This window comes from Candidatus Venteria ishoeyi (assembly GCF_030378065.1).
Lineage (GTDB): Bacteria > Pseudomonadota > Gammaproteobacteria > Beggiatoales > Beggiatoaceae > Venteria > Venteria ishoeyi.
Genome location: NZ_JAUCGJ010000038.1, coordinates 1 through 20,162 on the forward strand (window position 1 = coordinate 1; position 20,162 = coordinate 20,162).

A 20,162-nucleotide genomic window follows, 5' to 3' on the forward strand; every position below is an offset into this window, starting at 1 on the left:
GATGATAAATTTATTTTTCTAGCGGCTGGATTATGGAACTTCAATCTGGAATGTAGAGGGTAATTCATAGGGTAAACGGGCATGGGGCGGGAGTTTTTTTAATTTAGGTTATTTGGCAACATCTCTATTAATAATATCCAGATTTTCTTTTTGTTTCGATGTGGTGTCTGATGCGCCAGCCATTAATTGAGAAAAACCCAGAATGGCATTAAGCGGGGTGCGCAGTTCGTGTGACATATTGGCAATAAATAAGCTCTTGGCACGGTTGGCAGCTTCAGCAGCATTCTTGGCTATAATCAACTGCTCATTAGAGTGATTGAGTTCAGCGGTGCGCTCAGCTACCTGCTGCGCCAATGCCTGCCGTTGGAGTTCAATAGCGCGAATGCGCCAGCTTATGCCAATGCTTGCCAGCCCAATCAGCAACAAGGTTGCTGCGCCCTGAAACCACTGGGTTTGCCAGTAGGGGGATAGCACGGTCAGCTTGATGCTTATGCCTTCCTCATTCCACACGCCATCATTGTTGGAGCCTTTGATTTTCAAGCTGTATTCCCCTCCCGGCAGGCCGGTATACTTACCAAACCGCCGATTGCCGGAATTAAACCAGTCACTGTCAAAACCTTCCAGCATATATTGATACTGGTTCTTTTCCGGCTGGGTATAACTTAAGGCGGCAAACTCAAATTCAAAAAAGTTATAGCGCCAATCCAGTTCTACCGCGCTGAGTCTTTCAAACGCCTTGCCAAAATCCATATCTTCACCGCCCTGCCTGAAAGCAGTCAATTGGATAGGGGGGACATAAGGATTATCAATTATCATTTCCGGATGGAAGCTGTTGACCCCATTCATGCCCGCATACCAAAAGAGACCATCCGCAGTTTGCTCAAAGGAGAAATAGTTAAACACATCACCCTGCAAGCCATCACTTTCATCATAAACTTTTTCCACCCTGCCGCTTTTAGGGTTGAATTTGATCAGCCCACTATCAGAAGACAGCCAAAAATAACCTTGTTTATCTTCATGGGGCGCATAAACCAGATTGCTGGGGAAACCATTTTCAGTGGTATGGTGAATAAAGGTTCCAGTTGCCTTATCAAATTTATCCAGACCCGCCCCAAAAGGCGTCACCCATAAATTACCGGCGCTGTCTTCCATAATATTACCAATAAAGCCTTTGCTGATACTTTTGGGGTTGTTTGGATCATGCTGGTAACGTTTAAATTTTTTGGTTTTTTTATTAAACCGGTTAAGCCCCCCTTTTTGCGTGGCAACCCACAGCACTCCCCGACCGTCATCATAGATGTTGTACAGGTTATTGCCCCCGATACTGTCAGGATCAGCAGGGTCATTGGTATAAACGGTAAAACGCTCTGTTATTTTGTTAAACCTGACCAAACCCCCAAAATAAGTGCCAATCCACAATATGTCGGGATCATCTTTGTCATTTGCCATAGTGAAATTGACCAATGAACGGGGAAAGCTGTCAGGATCGTTGGGATCATGTTCATAACGCTTAATAACCCGCCCACTTTCCCGGTCAAAAAGGCTGAAGGGGGACACGGAAAAATTGCTGGTTGATACCCAGAAGTTACCCTGGCTGTCTTCAATAAAAAAAGTGGGGTAGGCAAATCTCAACTTAGTGGGGTCATCGGGGTCAGCGGGGTAGTGGATGAATTGGCAGGTTTCTCTATCAAAGCGGTTTAATGAACCACCGCGAAAGCCTCCCAGCCACAGTATACCCTTGCTATCTTCATAGATACGCATAATAGCGCTGCTAGACAGGCTGTTGGGGTTATTGGGTATATGTTGATAAAGCTTGAACTGTTGCGTTTTGTAATCATACTTATCAACCTTGCCAGCAGGGCTGAACAGCCAGATAATTCCCGAATCATCTTCCAGCAGATTCCAGACTGCATCAAATCCAAGACTATGAGGATTATTGGCGGTATTCTTGTAGACTTTGAAGGTTTCACTGGCACGGTCAAATAAGTTGACACCCCCGCCACCAGTACCCACCCATAACCTGCCGCTGTTGTCTTCATAAATAACCCTGACATCGTTATGGCTTAAACTGTGAGGGCTATCCGGGTCATTCTTATAGACAATAAACTGATTGGTCTCTTTATCATAGCGGTTAAGTCCACCATCAAGGGTGCCAATCCATAATACCCCACTGCGATCCTGATAAATTGTACCAATAGCGTTACCACTCAAACTGTGGGGATTGCCGGGATCATTTTTATAGTGGCTAAAACTTTGGCTGATGCGATCAAAACGGTTAAGCCCGTTATCACGCGTACCAAACCACATAATACCGTCACTGTCTTCAAATATGGCTCGGGTGTTAGTGCCATTGAAGCTATTAGCATCACCGGGAACATGCTGATAATTAATAAATTTAGCGGTACTTTTATTAAACTGACTGACACCCTGCTGAGTACCAATCCAGATATTACCGTCCCGGCTTTCATAAAGTTCCCAAACCTGATTATTCAATAAGCTGTCAGGCTTATCCTTGTTATGTTGATAATAAGTAAAAATATCGGTATTTTTATCATACTTATTAACGCCTGAGCCAAAAGTGCCAAGCCAAATAAAGCCTTCCTTGTCTGCCAGAACCGTATTGACCTGATTGCTTAAAGGTTGCTTGGGTGTACCGTTATTTTTATATAATTTCAGATCATAACCATCATAGCGAGCCAGCCCGGATTGGGTGGCTAACCAGATAAAGCCATCCCGGTCTTGGGCAACGCCATTGTCCCTGAGTTCCATCTTAATGTTAAGCGTATGGCTGAACCTGATATCAGGCTCCTCAGCCTGGCTGCTCAAGGCCCATAGCACTGTCAGAAACACAATGACAGTGTTATACGCTATATTGAGACATTTCATATTTATCCGGTATTTATCCTCCGGGGCCTAACCCGTAAGGCGGATAAGCATTGCGCCATCCACCATTTTGAACAAGTTTTGTTATTGACTATTTCCCCATTAAAGGAAAATAGCGGTAATGCCCGGTAATTTCAAATTCAAACAAGATATCTTCCATTTGAGTGCCTGCGCCAATATTATGGAGAATAAGCAAATGCTGCTCATCACGGCTTTGGTAATTGGAAACAATACCGATATGCAGTAAATTACTGGGTAATCGCCAGGTGACCAAATCACCCGGTTTATAATCTGCTGGATTTTGGGTGACTGGCAGCGCTTTTCCCTGACGCTTGAAAAAAGTTTGCAGATTCGGTACGCGGCGGTGGTCGATATTACGATCTGTGGTCTTCAGCCCCCAGTTGTTAGGATAATGCGCAAAGGCTTTGCGCATGTCCTGATGCACCAGCACTTGCAGGTCAATATCGACCTGACGCAAGGCACGAATCACAACATCAGTGCATACACCCGTTTCCAGCGGTATATCACCACCTGGATATTGCAGTTTGCGGTAAGCGCCATCGTAAAAGCGGGTTTTTCCAATTTGCGCCACCGCACCTTGTATCATGCTTTGAATATCCGGGTTAACCACTGCGACAGTGGCAGTTTCCGCATGACAAGTGCCTATTAATGGCAAACAAAAAAACCAAAACCAAAGAGCGTGGTGTTGCCTTGTCTTTAGTTGCATCATAATAAAACCGACTCCATCCCGTGTTTTATGGCTTCTTTCACAAATACTTCATCCCAATCTGCGCCCAATTGTTTGCGTGCCATTTCCACCACGATATAATCAGTTTCCATGCCAGTATCTGCCTGATAACGTGCCAGCCCTTGCTGGCAGGCTGGGCAACTGGTTAACATGCGCACATTGCCAGCCTTGGCTGTTTCCTGTCCGGTTAATGACTTAATGCCTTGTTTAATTTCCTGTTGCTTGCGAAAGCGCACCTGAGTGGCAATGTCGGGACGAGCAACGGCAAAAGTACCGGCCTCCCCGCAGCAGCGGTCAGACAAGGTTGCAGGCTTGCCCAGCAGGTTTTCTATCACTTGCAATGGTGGGTGAGTTTTCATTGGGGTGTGACAAGGTTCATGATAGAGATATTGCGTCTCTTGTTCCTTCGCACCTTGCGTAGGGAGCTGCTGGCCTTTTTCCATTAAATATTCATGAATATCCAATAAACGACAATCTGGAAAAATCTGCTGAAATTCATATTTTAAGAGTTGATCCATGCAAGTGCCACAAGACAGAATCACAGTTTTAATGTCCAGATAGTTCAGCGTATTGGCAATACGGTGAAACAGCACGCGATTATCCATAGTAATCGCATGACCCTTGTCTTTGTCACCGCTGGCAATTTGTGGATAACCACAACATAAATAACCGGGTGGCAGTACGGTTTGCACACCGCTGTGATAGAGCATTGCCAGGGTTGCCAGACCCACCTGGCTGAACAAACGCTCGGAACCGCAGCCGGGGAAATAAAACACCGCTTCGGCATCTTCCGCACATTGCTGCGGGTCGCGGATAATGGAAACCTGATGCGGGTTTTCAATATTTAACAAGCCGCGCATGGGTTTGGCGGGTAATTGACCGGGCAGGGGTTTTTTCACAAAATGCAAAACCTGACTGACAAGCTTGGTTTTGCCTGTGGTTTTTGCCGGTTGCTGCCCCGGCGGATTCAGTTGCAGAGCTTTTGCCAGAAAATAGCCCGTGCGCTGTCCCGCATAACCGCCGCGTATTAAGGCATGACGCAAAAATCGAATCAAACGCGGGTTGTTGGTATTCAGAAACAGCATGGATAAGCGGCTGCCGATGTTCTCACGTTTCTGTTTCTGGGCGCGTAATATTTCGCGGATTTTGACCGTGACATCGCCAAAATCAATATTCACCGGACACGGTTTAAGGCAACGATGGCATACGGTGCAGTGATCGGCAATGTCATTAAATGCCTGATAGTGAGCAATCGACAAGCCGCGCCGGGTTTGTTCTTCATAAAGCACCGCTTCAATCAGCAGACCGCTGGCGAGGATTTTATTGCGCGGCGAATAGAGTAAATTGGCGCGGGGTATATGGGTGGTGCATTGTGGTTTGCATTTACCGCAACGCAAACAATCTTTGACCAGGGTGTTGAGTTCGCCTAAATCCGTTGCTTCTAAAATCAAGGCTTCCTGCGATAATAAACGCAAAGAGGGCGTATAGGCATTTTCCAGACCGCTGCCTTCCAGTAATTTTCCCCGGTTAAAAAAGCCCTGCGGGTCAACTTCTTGTTTATATTGGGCAAAAGCGGCTTTACTATCAGCATCCAAATATTGCAGCTTGGTCATGCCGATACCATGCTCGCCGGAAATCACCCCGCCCAAATCACTGGCAAGCTGCATAATGCGGTCAACCATGAGTTCAGCGGCGTGTAACATCTCATAATCGTGAGAATTGACCGGGATATTGGTATGTACATTGCCATCACCCGCGTGCATGTGCAAAGCCACAAATAAACGGCTGGCGCGGTGATTTTGATGAATCTTATCAAATTGCTGGCGCACAGAAACAAAAGCGCGTCCATTAAAAATCTCTTTCAGCGGACGCTCAATACTGTGGCGGAAGGAAACCCGCAGTTGCTGTTGTTGCAGCGCCTGGAATAAGCTATCTGTTGCTTTAACCTGCGCCTGGCCTTGTTGCAGAGCCGGGCTGTCAAATAAATCAGGATGCGCGGCAACCGACTCATCCATTTTCTCCAATATGCACAGCCATTGCGCTCGAATCTGCTTAAGCAGGGTATTTGCTGTTTTTTGTTTAGCCTGAATAATCTCCGCTGACTCAACTTCATCCAGTTGTTGCGGCAAACGCTGCGCAATATAATCCGCAAAGCCATCCAGCATTTTTAACTTGTTACGGATAGATTGCTCAATATTGATGCGCTCTATGCCATCGCTGTAATCCGCCAGCTTATCAAGCGGAATCACCACATCTTCATTAATCTTAAAGGCATTGGTATGGGCGGCAATCGCGGCGGTACGCTTGCGCTCCACCCAGAAGCGCTGGCGCTCGGCGCTGCTGGTGGCGATAAAGGCTTCGCCGTTTCTGGCCTGGGTATGCTGCACCACCACTTGCGTGGCCTGCTCCACCGCTGCCAGATTATCAGCAGCAATATCTGCCAATAACACCATGCGCGGTAATTCTGCGCGGCTGGATTTGGTGGAATATTGCACGGCTTTGATATAACGCGCATCCAGGTGTTCCAGCCCCGCCAGTTGCACGTTAGGCATTTGTCCCAAATCATCAATGGTTTCGGTAATCGCTGGCACCGCTTCGCGCACCGTGCCGAAAAACTCCATGCACACCGTATGAATGACCGCAGGCTGTGGATGCAAAATAAACTCGGCAGAAGTAATCAGGCCGTCACAGCCCTCTTTCTGCACGCCGGGAATCTGATGCAATACCTTATTGGTGACATCCTTGCCCAGGCCAATTTTACGGAAGCTGTGACCGGGAACGCAAATAAGCTCAGCTTCCCCTAATGATGTTTGACCATCCAGAGCCAAACGTGTGATACGAAACTCAACCGTCTCCTGCTCATGAATTTTGCCCAGGTTATGCTTAAGCCGCTCAACCACCACCCAATGCGCTTTGCCTTCCGGCGCAGGCATGAGCATTTTCCAGGACAGCAGATTGTCCAGCGTGGTACCCCATAACACGGCTTTTTTACCGCCAGCATTCATGGCAATATTGCCACCGATGGTGGAAGCCTCCTGAGAAGTCGGGTCAACGGCAAATACCAGATTGTGTTTGCTGGCAGCCTCGGTGACTTTCACTGTTACCACACCGGCTTCCACACGTACAGTATTCACAGCTTGCGCCAAACCCGGTAATTGACGGGACTGGATTGCGCTGATGGCATCCAGTTTTTCAGTATTAATGACCAGCGCATCAGCGGTTAATGGCACGGCGCTACCGGTATAGCCGGTGCCGCCACCGCGAGGAATCAGCGGCAGACCCATTGCCATGCAGGTTTGCACCAAAGCCCCCAACTCCGCTTCCGAATCCGGGGTTAATACCCCCAGCGGATGTTCCACGCGCCAGTCAGTAGCATCAGTGGCGTGAGACACCCGCGACAGGCCATCAAAACAAATATTATCCGCGCGCGTCAGCTTGGCTAAACGCTGTGATACCTGCGCTCGCAACGCATGTTGTTGTTGCAGGGCGCTATCAAAACGCTGCGCTGCCTGCTGCGCCAAGCCAGCAAGTTGCAATGCCAGTTGATTATTTTGCGCGCGGGAACGCACTTGCTCCAGACGATGATACAGCGCATCAAGCAAGTCCTGACGGCGTTTGGGGTGTGCCAGCAAGTCATCCTGAATAAAAGGATTGCGCTGTACCACCCACATATCCCCCAGCACTTCCAATAACATCCTGGCGGAGCGCCCGGTCACGCGCTGCCCCCGTAATTGCTGGAGGATTTCCCAGCCTTCCTGACCGAGTAAGCGCAATACGATTTCACGATCAGAAAAAGAAGTGTAATTATAGGGAATTTCACGAATGCGCTGCTTCATGGGGCCAGTCATCCTTAATATAAGAGGGGGTTGTTTGCCAGATTTTGACAGAGAAATGTAGATTTATAGCATCATAGCATGGGTGTTTATAGATTAAACAGGAATGTTATTGCGCTGGTTTAGATATTTCAAGAAAATATAAAATTCCATCAGCCAGGCCGGGGTAACTCTGGTAATGCTTCAGCGCAGAACGGAACGGGGTGCTTAAGCATGAGTCAAAATATGACACTGCGTGAATGATACTTGCTTGTTTTCTCCATCGCTGTTAGTTACTCTTATGTCGGGCTTCATACCAAAGACCTGACAGGTTTTTAAAATCTGTCAGGTCTGCATTTCCGTCAAAATAAGCTTGCTGATGTACCTGGAAAAAATGATTATTTACCGCCGGAGTAAGGCACATGTCTGAACTGATTGAATCTTTTGAACAAAATTACCGTCTGGGCGTGGCGGAAATGGATGAAACGCATCGCCAATTCGTGGCGCAGGTCAATCAGCTTGATACTGCGCCTGATGCCACATTCAGCGAGCTGTTTGCGGCATTGCTCAGGCATACCGAAGCGCATTTCGCGGCGGAAAACGAATTAATGAAAACCAGCGGCTTTCCCCCCATCCACATACATATGGGTGAACACCAGCGCGTGCTTGAAGCATTTAAACACCTTGCCGCCCAGGTTGCAGCGGGTGAGCTGAGCGTGGGCCGCGCTTTTATTCACGAACAGATACCCCGCTGGTTTGAGCTTCATTCGCGCACTATGGACAGCGCCTTAGCGGCACATTTGAAACGTGTAGGACAAAGCTAAAGCTCCTCTTATTGACGTAATGCCGCCAGCCTCCCGCGCCGCGATTCGTAGCCAGTCGCGTCAATCAGCGCCTCGGCCCGGTCTAAATGCGCCCCTGCACTCAGGTTTGGCTCCAAAGCTTCCAGGTTTTCAAAATCGGGACGCTTTAACAAGGCAGCAAAACCCAAATGCGCATCCACCTCATGCAAGCGCATCTCGCCGCGCTGAGCAATCTGCAAGGCTTCCTGTAAATCCCGCTGTGCTTTCGCCAGCCTGCCTTGCTGCATATACCAGGTGGCGCGGTGTAATAAACCGCGAGGCAAATCATCCTGGTTGCCCGAATCACGCAAGCCAGCCACCGCCTGCTGGAAATGCCCCCCTATCTCCACCGCCTGCGCGGAATTGTCATCAGTGTAGGGCGGATTAGCGCCAGCGTTATCCACCGTAAACCGCGTGGACAAGACCTGAACACGGGCAAGGGTAAGGTGGTGGAGAGAAATATCAAGCAAGCCCATATTTGTGAAATGATTTGTTACCCAATCCAGTGTTTTCTCCCCTCGCTCCCGCAGCTCAAGAATAAGCCCCCGCGCAGCACTGTTATCCATCTGCGCCACCCTCGCCAACAAAGCATCACAATACCGATACCCCCGCAAGCTATACAACAACGGATACTCTGACTGCCATTCCTGCTGCATGGTTTCTGCTTCAGCAAACAAAACCAGCGCCGCCTCAGACTCGCCACTGAGCTGCAAGGCATCTGCCAGCGTGGTGCGACTTACCATACGCCAAGAGGCATCCTCACTTTTATCCGCCCACGCCATGCTACGCCGCGCCGACTCCACCGCCGCGCTTAAATCCCCCAGCGTCACCTGGAGTTCGCTGAGGTTGCCTGCACTTTTTGCAGCATTTAGCCAACTCTCTTGCGCAACACGCATGTCCTCACCCGCCCGCATCGGCTCCAGCGCCTCACGCAGGCGGCTTTGGGCACGCAGGCAGATGGCGGCGTGATTAAGGATAAAACCTTGCCAATCTTCACCTAACGTGGCAACCGGCCTTGTCCACAGTGTTGCAAACATGCCAGCCAAAGCGGACAAATCCGAACCCAATAAACCCAGTTTTCGTATACTGAAAAATTTATTCTCACGCAAAATACGTTTCCAGTACACATCATTCAAAGCTTCTAAATGCAACCCCGCCCGACACCCATGTCCCACCGCCGCATACAAGGGTTGCATAGTTTCAAAACTATCCGGAAATTCCACCGCCTGATTTTTATAATATTCATACAAACGCCGATTGGCCTCACGCCAGACATCCGGCATCCTTTGCAAACCGGCGGCAAAATGCTCACGAATCAGCGGGTGGGTATCAAATACTTTTAAAGGCGTCCAGTCCTCAGATTGGGCTATTACAACTTCATCTCCCAAGTCAGCATCTGCACTATTATTCAACAAACGCGCCTCGCCCAAACGCTGTAACAAAACCGCCCAGTGCTTGTCATCCAGGCGCACGAAAGTCTCATGCTGAAAAAAGCCCAGAAAACCACCCTGTTTTTCTACATGACCTAACTTATCCGTCAAACCCTGAATTAGCGACGGCTCCAACACCACCATAACTTCTTCCCAGCACACAGGCCGGTCAAACAAACTCAAAACCTTTAACAAGGCAATTTCTGCGCTATCCTCGCCAAAAAACTGTTCATAAGAGCGCATCACCCGCTGCGCATGACCACCGAAATATTCCACATCCGCCGCATCCAGTAAGGCCACTTCCTGATGACAACGCACATCAGCACCATGCAAAGCCTTTAACCAGGTCGCCAGCAACACCAGCGCCAGACCGTGACCACCAAATGCAGTGGAAGCCGTCTCCAGTTCCTGCGCCGTACCCTGCACCCCCAGCGCCTGTAACAAGGCCGCGCCATCCGCCGCTGCAAACGCATCCACCGGTATTTGTGCCACGCCCTGCCAGTCAAAACCGGGAATGGCTAAACGACTGCTCACCACCAGCAAGCCGGGATTGTGCAAGGCCAGGTCATTCAGCAGCCGCTCCAGTCCTGCATCGCGCAGCTTGCCCTGTGGCTGCGCCTTGTGCTGCAAAGGCTCCAGACCGTCCAACAGCAGCAACGTTTTCTGTGCCTGCACCAGCGCCACCAGTCGCGCCGCTTTATCCAGCGCCGTACCGGCATCCGGCTCGGCATCCCCGAAAAAAATCAGCGCGTCATGCACAAAACTTTCCGAAGAAGCCTGCCGCGCCTCATCCGTGCCCTGGCTGTAAAAACTCCAGCCATAAACTTTGTCAAAACCATTCCAGTTATTTACCTCCAATTGTTTGAGCCATGCTTTCAGTAGCGCGGTTTTGCCCGTGCCGCCAGCGGCGTGAAACAGTATGATGTTCTGCCGGGTATCGGCGCAGGCGAGTTCCAGCCGCTTTAACTCCGGCTCGCGGCGTACAAACACCTCGCCGGTATTCAGCGTCAGGATGGAAGACAGGGATAGTTGCGCGGGTTTAGCCCCAGCCGCTGGCGCGGGTGGTGTGGGTGGGGCTAGTTGGGGTTGTCGGCAGGCAGTTGATCGGCCTTGATTTGTTTCGTCAAGGTATCGTACAAGACTTGGAAGTCATCGCCTGCGTGCATGTCCGGGGTCAGGGTATTCATATCTTTGAAAAATTCAGCCAGACCTGAAATTTGCGCGCGAATGCGTGTATAGAGATCAATTTCTTCCCGAATACCTTGCAAGTCTGCCGCGCCTACTTCTTTTATCGCAGCATCAAGTTCAGCAATTTCATTTTCCCAATGCTTTATGTATTTGATGCGGTTAATGGCTTTATAGATATTGGCATCGGCTAATACAATCGGAAACACCCGCTCACGCCAATCGCCATGTTGTGCAACTTCCAATAATTCAAACATGCAGTTTTGTGATTTCAGATATTTATCGCTGATAATCACCAGCACATAATGCCCACGCCCGATGCGGCGCATGAAATCAGCAATGCCACCGCGATAACCCAAATCGCGTTTGTCACGAATAATAGTGATGCCGCGCTCTTTCAGAGAAGCATCCAGTTGATTGACGATTGCTTCGTTGTCGCCGCCCCAGGCATAAGAAATAAAAATTTCCGGGGTGTTACTGATAGCCTGTGCCGAGGTATTTTCCGTAGCTGGCAGTGTTGCAGATGGAGCAGTCGGAATATCCGCCGCAACCGGAGCAGGTGCTGCGCCAGTGATAAAGTCATTACCGGTAACAGTTGTAATCGCCTGATGTAGTTGCGGCAATTCGCTATGACTTTCAGCATAACGAATCACTGTTATAGCACGTTCTGTTTGCGCTCCAGGCGGTACATTTTGCGTGGGAATATCGTAGTGAAACAGGACTTCTTCAAATTGCGAGGGAATTAAGCGGTTTAAGGCTTCATGTAAGACATTTTTCTCGGACATGGTTATTTTTTTCCTGTATTTTCACGTTTTTTCAAAACGATGATAGTAGTCTATTATAGCGAGGTGCGGCCTGGGGTGGTGAAAATTTCCCAATGTAGTATAAAATCATGTCCCACTTTTGTTCCGGTAAAAATTATCATGAAGGACTGGCAGTCCTCTTGGCTTGAAAAATAAGGAATATCAGCATTCTGGAAATTTTTTGGATAAAGGACTGCCAGTCCTGCAAGGGAATTAATTCTGAAATCTATCTCTAAAATATTTTGTAGCCTGCAAGTTTTAAAAAATACCTGTATAATTATTTTTTATCGGGATATTGACCTGGGCGGGGTAAATTTGTAATAATGCGCCGCACTTGAAACAGGTATTTTATCAGCGCCCATATTTTTGGGGGTATTTTGGTGTGGAACTTTGGGTAAAACTAAATATGGACGATAAACACACGCCAAAACAAGCCGTTGTGGAAGCCGACGCAAATACAGCGGTATTACATGCCGATTTAATGAAAGCCTCACAAAGGCTGCTGACTACACAGATTACATTAACAATTGGCGTTGCCATTGGCTTTTACCTATATCAAGGATTCAGTATTTTTATATTGATTTCCGCCGTATATGGTGGCTTTATTGCAATATTTAATGTCTGGCTGGCAGTGCGCAGATTACAATCTGCCGCAAAACAAGCAGAATATCTGCCCGGTACTGAAACCGGTGTTTTTTATCTGGGCGCAGTACAACGTTTTATTGCAACTTTAAGTTTTTTTATTTTAGGTATGTGGGTGCTTAAACTGGCCCCATTGCCTTTGCTGGCTGCTTTTGCTGTTGCGCAGTTGGCTTATTTAATGACAGCGGACAAGGCATCGTTTGATAACGATTCTGGAAATTTAACTCAAAGCGGAGTAAGAGATAAGTGAGTTCAACTGATTATATCTCCCATCACCTGAAAAATCTTAGTACCCCTCAGTATGACGGTGGTTTTTGGACACTGAATATTGATACTTTGGTTATCGGTTGGATACTGGCGGGTCTGATTGCTTTTGTCAGTTACAAGGTTGGCAAAAATCTTGATCCTGATAATCCCGGGCCGTTACAAAATGCCCTTGAGGGTATTTTGGAGTTTGTTGAAACTCAGGTTAAAGAAATGTTTGATGGTTATAACCCGTTGATTGGGCCATTAGCCTTGACCGTTTTTGTGTGGATTTTCCTGATGAATGCCATGGATTTAATTCCCGTGGATTTATTGCCATTACTTGCTGGCTTTGTCGGGATTGAATATCTTAAAGTCGTACCCACCACAGATTTGGCAACCACATTTGGTCTTTCTTTAAGTGTATTTGCACTGATTATCTTTTATAATATTAAGATTAAGGGTGGTTTTGGGTATTTTAAACTGTTCCTGTTTCATCCTTTCCAGGCAAACAACACCATTGCAAAAATTATTTTGATGCCATTTAATATTCTCATGACCACGATTGAAGAGCTGGCTAAGCCAATCAGCATGAGTTTACGTTTGTTTGGTAATATGTTTGCCGGTGAACTGATTTTCTTATTGATTGCGTTATTACCCTGGTGGATACAATTTCTGCCCGGTGGTATCTGGGCAATATTCCATATTTTGATTATTACGCTGCAAGCTTACATTTTTATGTTGCTGACGATTGCTTATCTCAGCGTGGCGCATCAAACTGCGGATGAGCATTAGCTTGCTCTGGATTTTTTATTCGATTTCTTGCTTTATTTTTTTTTCAAAAACCTATTTTAAGGAGAACATTCAATGTCCCCTGATATGATCGCAGCGCTTAGCACGATTTACGCTTATACCGCAATTGGTGCGGGTATCATTCTCGCTGGTGCTGGACTTGGTTCCGCATTAGGTTGGGGTTTGATTTGTGCTAAATACCTGGAAGGTATTGCGCGTCAACCAGAAATGCGTCCTCAGTTAATGGGGCAAATGTTGTTTACTGGTGGATTGATGGAAGCGTTTCCCATGATTGTATTGGGTCTCTCCATGTGGTTTGTAACGGCTAATCCTTTTGTTGGCGCATTTCTGTCAGCAACCAGCAAAGCTGCTGGCGGACACTAGTCGTCCTTGTCGTTGATTTTTTATTATCTCTAATTCAAAGGGAGAATAAGCGTGAACATAACAGCCACGTTATTGGGGCAGATATTCACGTTTGCAGTATTGGTCTGGTTTGTCAATCGGTTCTTGTGGGGACCGATGACGCAGATGATGGCAGATCGTCGCAAGCGGATTACAGATGGGCTGGCAGCAGCAGAGCGCGGCAAGCATGAGTTGGAACTGGCTGAGAAGAAAGCGGTTGAACGCTTACGCGAAGCCAAACAGCAGTCTGCTGATGTGATTGCTCAGGCTAATAAACGCGCCAATGAAATTATTGAGGAATCAAAAGATACCGGTCGTCAGGAAGGTCAGCGCCAGTTAGACGCTGCTCAAGTTGAAATTGAGCAGGAAATAAATCGGGCGAAGACGCACCTGCGTGAAGAATTTGCTGAAATCGTTCTGGAAGGGGTTCACAAAATCCTTGAGAAAGAGGTGAATGCAAAAGCGCACGGTGAATTCATTAATAAACTGGCACAGAAAATTTAAGGCGGTTAAATACGCATGGAACTTGCAACTTTAGCGCGGCCTTACGCAGAAGCATTGTTTGAACTGGCAGTTGAAACCGATAATCTGACGCAGTGGTCAAATCTCATTGAGTTTCTCAGCGTGGTGACATCATCACCCGAGCTGGAAGAGATAACCCGTAATCCACAAGTGGATAAAGAAACTTTGCTTAAGTTTCTGTGGGAACTGTGTCAGGAAGGTTGTTGTCAGCAAACAGAACTGTCTGCGGAATTTGAAAAGCAGGCAGAAAACCTGATTCAGACACTGGTGGAAAATGATCGGCTATTAGCAGTGGCAGAAATTGCCAAACAATATGAATTGCTAAAAGCTAAACAGGAAGCTTATGTCAGTGTTGAGGTGACGTCTACTTATGCAGTCAGAGCGCCGCAAAAAGCAGAATTAATAAAAATGCTGGAAAAACGTTACGGCAAAAAAGTGAATGTGAATATCACGATTGATCGTTCTTTAATGGGTGGTTGGTTGATTCGTGCGAATGACCAGTTGATTGATTTATCGGTGCGGGGCCGTCTGGAAAATATGGCCGTGGAGCTTCAGGGCTGAAACCTGGCTAAAGTCGCTCCGGTAAACCTGAACACAGACTAAAACAGTTTTTGAGAGAATATCATGCAGCTTAATCCATCTGAAATCAGTGAACTGATTAAGAATAAAATTCAAGGTTATGAACTCGATACGCAAGCGCGTAGTGAGGGTTCTGTAGTCAGTGTTACGGACGGTATCGTGCGTATCCACGGACTCGCCGATGCAATGCAAGGGGAAATGCTGGAATTCCCTGATAATACTTATGGGATGGCGTTGAACTTAGAGCGTGATTCTGTGGGTGCTGTGATTCTGGGTGCTTATGAGCATATTACTGAAGGTGATGTGGTTAAATGTACCGGTAAGGTACTGGAAGTGCCGGTTGGTGAAGCTTTATTAGGTCGCGTTGTTGATTCATTGGGTAATCCCATTGATGGCAAAGGCCCGGTAGGTTGCACTGAAAACTCAGCGATTGAAAAAGTTGCACCTGGTGTCATTAATCGTCAGGCAGTGAACCAGCCGGTGCAAACCGGTGTAAAAGCATTGGATGCCATGGTGCCGATTGGTCGCGGACAACGTGAGCTGATTATTGGTGACCGTCAGACGGGTAAAACCGCTGTTGCCATTGACGCAATTATTAACCAGAAAGACACCGGCGTTAAATGTATTTATGTTGCGGTTGGGCAAAAAGCCTCTTCTATTGCCAATGTTGTGCGCAAACTGGAAGAATATGATGCTCTGTCACATACCATTATTGTTGCGGCTTCAGCGTCTGACTCGGCAGCCATGCAGTACATCGGCCCTTACGCCGGTTGCACCATGGGTGAATTTTTCCGTGATCGCGGTGAAGATGCCCTGATTGTGTATGATGATTTAACCAAGCAAGCCTGGGCATACCGTCAGGTTTCCCTGTTGCTGCGCCGTCCGCCAGGTCGTGAAGCCTATCCCGGTGATGTATTCTATTTGCATTCTCGCTTATTGGAACGCGCTGCGCGCATTAATGCTGCTGAAGTTGAAAAACTAACTGATGGTAAAGTCAAAGGTCAGACTGGCTCTTTAACTGCATTACCTATTATTGAAACCCAGGCCGGTGACGTTTCGGCATTTGTTCCCACCAACGTAATTTCGATTACTGACGGACAGATTTTCCTGGAAACGGATTTGTTTAATGCCAATATTCGTCCAGCGATTAATGCAGGTCTATCCGTTTCTCGTGTGGGTGGTGCTGCACAAACCAAGATTATTAAAAAGCTGGGTGGTGGTATTCGCCTGACCCTGGCGCAATATCGTGAATTAGCGGCTTTTGCCCAGTTTGCTTCCGATTTAGATGAAGCGACCCGAAAACAGATTGAACGTGGTCAGCGCGCAACTGAATTAATGAAACAGAAGCAGTACTCACCGCTAACCGTTGCTGAAATGGCGGCTTCCCTGTTTGCCATTAACGAAGGTTATCTGGATGATGTTGATGTCAACAAGGTGGTTGACTTTGAACAGGCATTGCACAGTTATATGCGGGCAAATCAACAGGATTTACTCGACAAGGTCAATGCGTCAGGGGATTATAATGATGAAATTATTAAAGCCTTTACAGCGGCTTTAGATGATTTCAAAGCAAATCATTCCTGGTAATTTATTGGTAATACAGGATTCTGAGGAAAGTACTGATTGTGCGATGAACAGCAACAATCAGTGCTTTTGCTTTAATTTCCACTTTTTTGGGAAGTAATAGAGCATGGCAAGTGGTAAGGAAATCCGTGGTAAAATTTCCAGCGTAAAGAATACACAAAAAATTACGCGCGCAATGGAAATGGTTGCTGCAAGTAAAATGCGTAAAGCACAGGTACAGATGGAAGAGTCTCGCCCCTATGCTGAAAAAATCCAAAAAGTAATTGGACATCTTGCTAACGCGCACCCGGAATACCAGCATCTTTATATGCAGTCCCGTGAAGTCAAACGTATCGGACTGGTTGTGGTTTCTTCAGATCGTGGCTTATGCGGTGGTTTGAATACCAATCTCTTCAAATTCTCCCTGAATCAAATGAAGCAGTGGGATAAAGATGAGTTGGATGTCAGCCTTTGCACCATTGGCAGCAAAGGCAGTGCTTTTTTTAAACGCGTTGGCGCAAAGATCATTTCCCAGCCTGAAAGCTTATCCGATACGCCTAATATTGAAGCATTGATTGGTTCAGTTAAGGTCATGCTGGATGCCTTTACTAATGGTGAAATCGATCAACTGGTGCTGGTTTACAATAAATTTGTCAATACCATGACACAACAGCCCACCTTAGAGCAGTTGCTGCCATTAAAAGCAGAAGAAAATGAAGATTTGAGTCATCATTGGGATTATATTTATGAGCCTGATGCAGAAGATGTATTAGACAGTTTGTTAGCACGTTATATTGAATCCCGGGTTTATCAGGGTGTGGTAGAAAATATCGCCTGTGAACAATCTGCGCGTATGGTTGCCATGAAAAGCGCATCTGATAATGCGGGCGATCTTATCGATGAGTTACAGTTGGCTTATAATAAAGCGCGTCAAGCTGCAATTACTCAGGAATTATCTGAAATTGTTGCAGGCGCAGCAGCGGTATAATAATCAAATAACGTGTGATACATGGGCAATTTTTTTGTCCTTGCGCAACATCATATCCAAGAATTAGTGTAAGAGGAAAGTCATGAGTTCAGGCAAAATTGTACAGATTATTGGCGCGGTTGTGGACGTGGAATTTGCCCGTGGCAACATGCCAAAAGTCTATGATGCACTTACTGTAGAAGGTAATGATCTGACCCTTGAAGTACAACAACAGCTTGGTGATGGCGTTGTTCGTACCATTGCAATGGGTACTACCGAAGGCATGAAGCGTAATATGCCAGTGGCTAATACCGGCGCACCGATTCAGGTGCCTGTTGGTCAAAAAACCCTGGGTCGCATCATGGATGTATTAGGCAATCCGGTTGATGAAGCAGGCGATATTGGCGCAGAAGAGCATTGGGCGATTCACCGCAGCGCACCCAAGTTTGAAGAGCTGGCTAATACCAATGAATTGCTGGAAACCGGCATCAAGGTAATCGACTTGATTTGTCCTTTCGCCAAGGGCGGCAAGGTGGGTCTGTTTGGTGGTGCGGGTGTAGGTAAAACCGTGAACATGATGGAGCTGATTCGTAATATTGCGATTGAGCACAGCGGTTATTCCGTATTTGCCGGGGTTGGTGAACGTACCCGTGAAGGTAATGACTTCTATCATGAAATGAAAGAAGGCAACGTACTCGACAAGGTATCACTGGTTTACGGGCAGATGAATGAGCCTCCAGGTAACCGTCTGCGTGTTGCGCTGACCGGTTTGACCATGGCAGAAGCTTTCCGTGATGAAGGTCGTGACGTATTACTATTTATTGATAATATTTATCGTTATACCCTGGCAGGTACCGAGGTTTCCGCATTGCTCGGACGTATGCCTTCTGCGGTAGGTTATCAACCTACGCTGGCTGGCGAGATGGGCGCATTGCAAGAGCGTATTACTTCGACTAAAACCGGTTCTATTACTTCAATTCAGGCGGTTTATGTACCGGCTGATGATTTGACCGATCCTTCGCCTGCAACCACTTTTGCACATTTGGACGCAACCGTTGTATTGTCTCGCCAGGTTGCTGAATTAGGCATTTACCCTGCGGTTGACCCATTAGACTCTACCAGTCGCCAGCTTGATCCTTTGGTTGTTGGTCAGGAACATTATGATGTGGCGCGCGCGGTACAGGGTACACTGCAACGCTATAAAGAATTAAAAGATATTATCGCCATTCTGGGGATGGATGAATTATCTGAAGAAGATAAACAAGTCGTATCACGCGCCCGTAAAATTCAGCGTTTTCTGTCACAACCGTTCTTTGTGGCTGAAGTCTTTACCGGTTCTCCAGGTAAATATGTTTCCTTAAAAGATACCATTTCCGGGTTTAAGGCGATTATTGCGGGTGAGTACGATCATTTACCGGAACAAGCGTTTTATATGGTTGGTGGCATTGACGAAGTCGTTGAGCGCGCTAAAAAATTATAAAGAGTGAGGATAAAATAACTTCAGAAGCAGGGCGCAGGATTTTTATTCATTTTCAAGGCGTGAAAACAGGCACATAGCAAGCTATGTAACTGTTTTCAGAACACAGAAAATGGAGAAAAAGACCAGTCAAGTTTCTGAAGTTATAAAATTCTCGCTCCTAAGTGCCAAACAACGGCAAAGTCAAAAAATTGTAAAGGTTTCAGGGAGTCAAGATTATGACGATGACCGTCCATGTTGATATAGTCAGTGCCAAGGAAAAGATTTTTTCCGGTCTGGCGGAAATGGTGTTTGCGCCTGCGGTAATGGGCGAGGTGGGTATTTCTCCCCGCCATGCGCCACTGCTGACGACACTGAAACCCGGTGAAGTTCGGGTGCAAATCGATCCTAAAACAGAAGAGTCGTATTTCATCTCTGGCGGCATGTTGGAAATCCAACCGCATACGGTGACAGTATTAGCTGATACGGCTTTGCGGGCAAAAGACCTGGATGAAGCGGCGGCGCTGAAAGCCAAAGAACAGGCCGAAGCCCTGTTAGCCAATAAGCAGTCCGATATTGACTATGCCAAAGCGCAAGCTGAACTGATAGAAGCTATGGCACAGATTCAGGCGATTGAAAAACTGCGTAAGCGGATTAAGTAAATCCAAAACATAATAGACAAGCCCCATTCACCGCTAAAAACGGTGAATGGGGCTTGTTTGCATCTAACGAAAAAATCAAGTTTGACCAAACTCAAGTTAAATTGCTTAAATGGAGCATATCAATGACGATTCCTGTCAGCCAAGGTAAGGTTGTATTTATTACCTATTCCATCAAAAATCAGCAAGGTGAATTTTTTGAATCTTCTGATGTACCCGTTGGTTATATTCAGGGTTCTGACAAGGGTTTGTTTTTACCCGTTGAAGCCGCTTTAGAAGGCAAGATGGTAGGCGAGCAAGTCAGTGTCACCCTGATGCCGAATGAAGCTTATGGGCCACGCGATCCCAGCCTGAGTTTTACTGATGACATGAGCAATGTCCCTCCAGAATTTCATCGTATTGGCGCGGAAGTTCAGTTCCAGAATGAACAGGGCGAAAGCAAAACTTTTTATGTGACAAAAATTGAAAATGGCAAACTGACGGTGGATGCCAATCATCCTTTAGCAGGGCAAAATGTCACGTTTTATGTCAAGGTTGCAGACGTGCGTAATCCTACGGCGGAAGAGATTAAAACGGGCGAACCGGAACAAGATCCTGCTATTAATACTGGTAGTGTGCATTAGAATTAGCGAAA

General features: G+C 47.0%; 16 protein-coding genes. 11 read left to right on the forward strand and 5 right to left on the reverse strand.

The window, feature by feature from the left end; all coding sequences use genetic code 11:
• Positions 1-108 precede the first annotated feature (108 nt).
• The 3 genes from QUF61_RS12765 to QUF61_RS12775 form a co-directional block, all read right to left on the reverse strand.
• Positions 109-2,886: a ligand-binding sensor domain-containing protein gene (locus QUF61_RS12765; RefSeq protein ID WP_289682024.1), complete on the reverse strand. Its 2,778-nt coding sequence runs from the start codon at positions 2,884-2,886 to the stop codon at positions 109-111.
• A gap of 88 nt (positions 2,887-2,974) precedes the next feature.
• Positions 2,975-3,559, reverse strand: coding sequence for a DUF1287 domain-containing protein (locus tag QUF61_RS12770; RefSeq protein WP_289682025.1), 585 nt, complete (start codon positions 3,557-3,559; stop codon positions 2,975-2,977).
• Positions 3,560-3,609: 50 nt separating this feature from the next.
• On the reverse strand, positions 3,610-7,467 hold the full coding sequence (locus QUF61_RS12775) for a DUF3683 domain-containing protein (protein ID WP_289682026.1): 3,858 nt from the start codon (positions 7,465-7,467) through the stop codon (positions 3,610-3,612).
• Between the two features lie 398 nt (positions 7,468-7,865).
• Between QUF61_RS12775 and QUF61_RS12780 the strand changes: the two genes are divergently transcribed.
• A complete protein-coding gene (locus QUF61_RS12780) occupies positions 7,866-8,267 on the forward strand; it encodes a bacteriohemerythrin (protein ID WP_289682027.1) in 402 nt (133 codons plus the stop codon).
• A gap of 8 nt (positions 8,268-8,275) precedes the next feature.
• Here QUF61_RS12780 and QUF61_RS12785 read toward each other — a convergent pair whose 3' ends face one another.
• Positions 8,276-10,705, reverse strand: coding sequence for a hypothetical protein (locus tag QUF61_RS12785; protein ID WP_289682028.1), 2,430 nt, complete (start codon positions 10,703-10,705; stop codon positions 8,276-8,278).
• A gap of 86 nt (positions 10,706-10,791) precedes the next feature.
• Complete coding sequence (locus QUF61_RS12790) at positions 10,792-11,685, reverse strand: toll/interleukin-1 receptor domain-containing protein (protein ID WP_289682029.1); 894 nt, start codon at positions 11,683-11,685, stop codon at positions 10,792-10,794.
• A gap of 424 nt (positions 11,686-12,109) precedes the next feature.
• Here QUF61_RS12790 and QUF61_RS12795 point away from each other — a divergent pair, with 424 nt between their 5' ends.
• From QUF61_RS12795 to QUF61_RS12840, 10 genes are all read left to right on the forward strand, one after another.
• Entirely contained in the window at positions 12,110-12,595 is a 486-nt protein-coding gene (locus tag QUF61_RS12795) for an ATP synthase subunit I (protein WP_146066897.1), read from the forward strand.
• Positions 12,592-13,383, forward strand: coding sequence for a F0F1 ATP synthase subunit A (gene atpB, locus QUF61_RS12800; protein ID WP_103922238.1), 792 nt, complete (start codon positions 12,592-12,594; stop codon positions 13,381-13,383). The genes QUF61_RS12795 and atpB overlap by 4 nt, the downstream gene beginning before the upstream one ends.
• A gap of 84 nt (positions 13,384-13,467) precedes the next feature.
• Positions 13,468-13,764 carry a F0F1 ATP synthase subunit C gene (atpE, locus tag QUF61_RS12805; protein WP_286019590.1) on the forward strand — a complete coding sequence of 99 codons (297 nt, stop codon included), beginning with the start codon at positions 13,468-13,470 and terminating at the stop codon, positions 13,762-13,764.
• Between the two features lie 51 nt (positions 13,765-13,815).
• Complete coding sequence (locus tag QUF61_RS12810) at positions 13,816-14,286, forward strand: F0F1 ATP synthase subunit B (RefSeq protein WP_103922240.1); 471 nt, start codon at positions 13,816-13,818, stop codon at positions 14,284-14,286.
• A gap of 15 nt (positions 14,287-14,301) precedes the next feature.
• On the forward strand, positions 14,302-14,865 hold the full coding sequence (locus tag QUF61_RS12815; protein WP_103922241.1) for a F0F1 ATP synthase subunit delta: 564 nt from the start codon (positions 14,302-14,304) through the stop codon (positions 14,863-14,865).
• Between the two features lie 63 nt (positions 14,866-14,928).
• Positions 14,929-16,470, forward strand: coding sequence for a F0F1 ATP synthase subunit alpha (gene atpA, locus QUF61_RS12820; protein WP_289682030.1), 1,542 nt, complete (start codon positions 14,929-14,931; stop codon positions 16,468-16,470).
• Positions 16,471-16,573: 103 nt separating this feature from the next.
• Positions 16,574-17,434 (forward strand): F0F1 ATP synthase subunit gamma, encoded by an 861-nt coding sequence (gene atpG, locus QUF61_RS12825; RefSeq protein WP_103922243.1) that lies wholly within the window; start codon positions 16,574-16,576, stop codon positions 17,432-17,434.
• Positions 17,435-17,516: 82 nt separating this feature from the next.
• A complete protein-coding gene (atpD, locus tag QUF61_RS12830; RefSeq protein ID WP_103922244.1) occupies positions 17,517-18,893 on the forward strand; it encodes a F0F1 ATP synthase subunit beta in 1,377 nt (458 codons plus the stop codon).
• Between the two features lie 215 nt (positions 18,894-19,108).
• Positions 19,109-19,531, forward strand: a complete 423-nt coding sequence (locus tag QUF61_RS12835; protein WP_103922245.1) for a F0F1 ATP synthase subunit epsilon — start codon at positions 19,109-19,111, stop codon at positions 19,529-19,531.
• A 122-nt stretch (positions 19,532-19,653) separates the two neighbouring features.
• A complete protein-coding gene (locus tag QUF61_RS12840; RefSeq protein ID WP_103922246.1) occupies positions 19,654-20,151 on the forward strand; it encodes an FKBP-type peptidyl-prolyl cis-trans isomerase in 498 nt (165 codons plus the stop codon).
• Positions 20,152-20,162: the final 11 nt, after the last annotated feature.

Bases quoted from the DNA above. Each gene is read 5' to 3' on its own strand.
- QUF61_RS12765 (WP_289682024.1), bottom strand. From the start codon at position 2,886: ATGAAATGTCTCAATATAGCGTATAACACTGTCATTGTGTTTCTGACA.
- QUF61_RS12775 (WP_289682026.1), bottom strand. From the start codon at position 7,467: ATGAAGCAGCGCATTCGTGAAATTCCCTATAATTACACTTCTTTTTCT.
- QUF61_RS12780 (WP_289682027.1), top strand. From the start codon at position 7,866: ATGTCTGAACTGATTGAATCTTTTGAACAAAATTACCGTCTGGGCGTG.
- QUF61_RS12790 (WP_289682029.1), bottom strand. From the start codon at position 11,685: ATGTCCGAGAAAAATGTCTTACATGAAGCCTTAAACCGCTTAATTCCC.
- QUF61_RS12795 (WP_146066897.1), top strand. From the start codon at position 12,110: ATGGACGATAAACACACGCCAAAACAAGCCGTTGTGGAAGCCGACGCA.
- atpE (WP_286019590.1), top strand. From the start codon at position 13,468: ATGATCGCAGCGCTTAGCACGATTTACGCTTATACCGCAATTGGTGCG.
- QUF61_RS12815 (WP_103922241.1), top strand. From the start codon at position 14,302: ATGGAACTTGCAACTTTAGCGCGGCCTTACGCAGAAGCATTGTTTGAA.
- atpA (WP_289682030.1), top strand. From the start codon at position 14,929: ATGCAGCTTAATCCATCTGAAATCAGTGAACTGATTAAGAATAAAATT.
- atpG (WP_103922243.1), top strand. From the start codon at position 16,574: ATGGCAAGTGGTAAGGAAATCCGTGGTAAAATTTCCAGCGTAAAGAAT.
- atpD (WP_103922244.1), top strand. From the start codon at position 17,517: ATGAGTTCAGGCAAAATTGTACAGATTATTGGCGCGGTTGTGGACGTG.
- QUF61_RS12835 (WP_103922245.1), top strand. From the start codon at position 19,109: ATGACGATGACCGTCCATGTTGATATAGTCAGTGCCAAGGAAAAGATT.
- QUF61_RS12840 (WP_103922246.1), top strand. From the start codon at position 19,654: ATGACGATTCCTGTCAGCCAAGGTAAGGTTGTATTTATTACCTATTCC.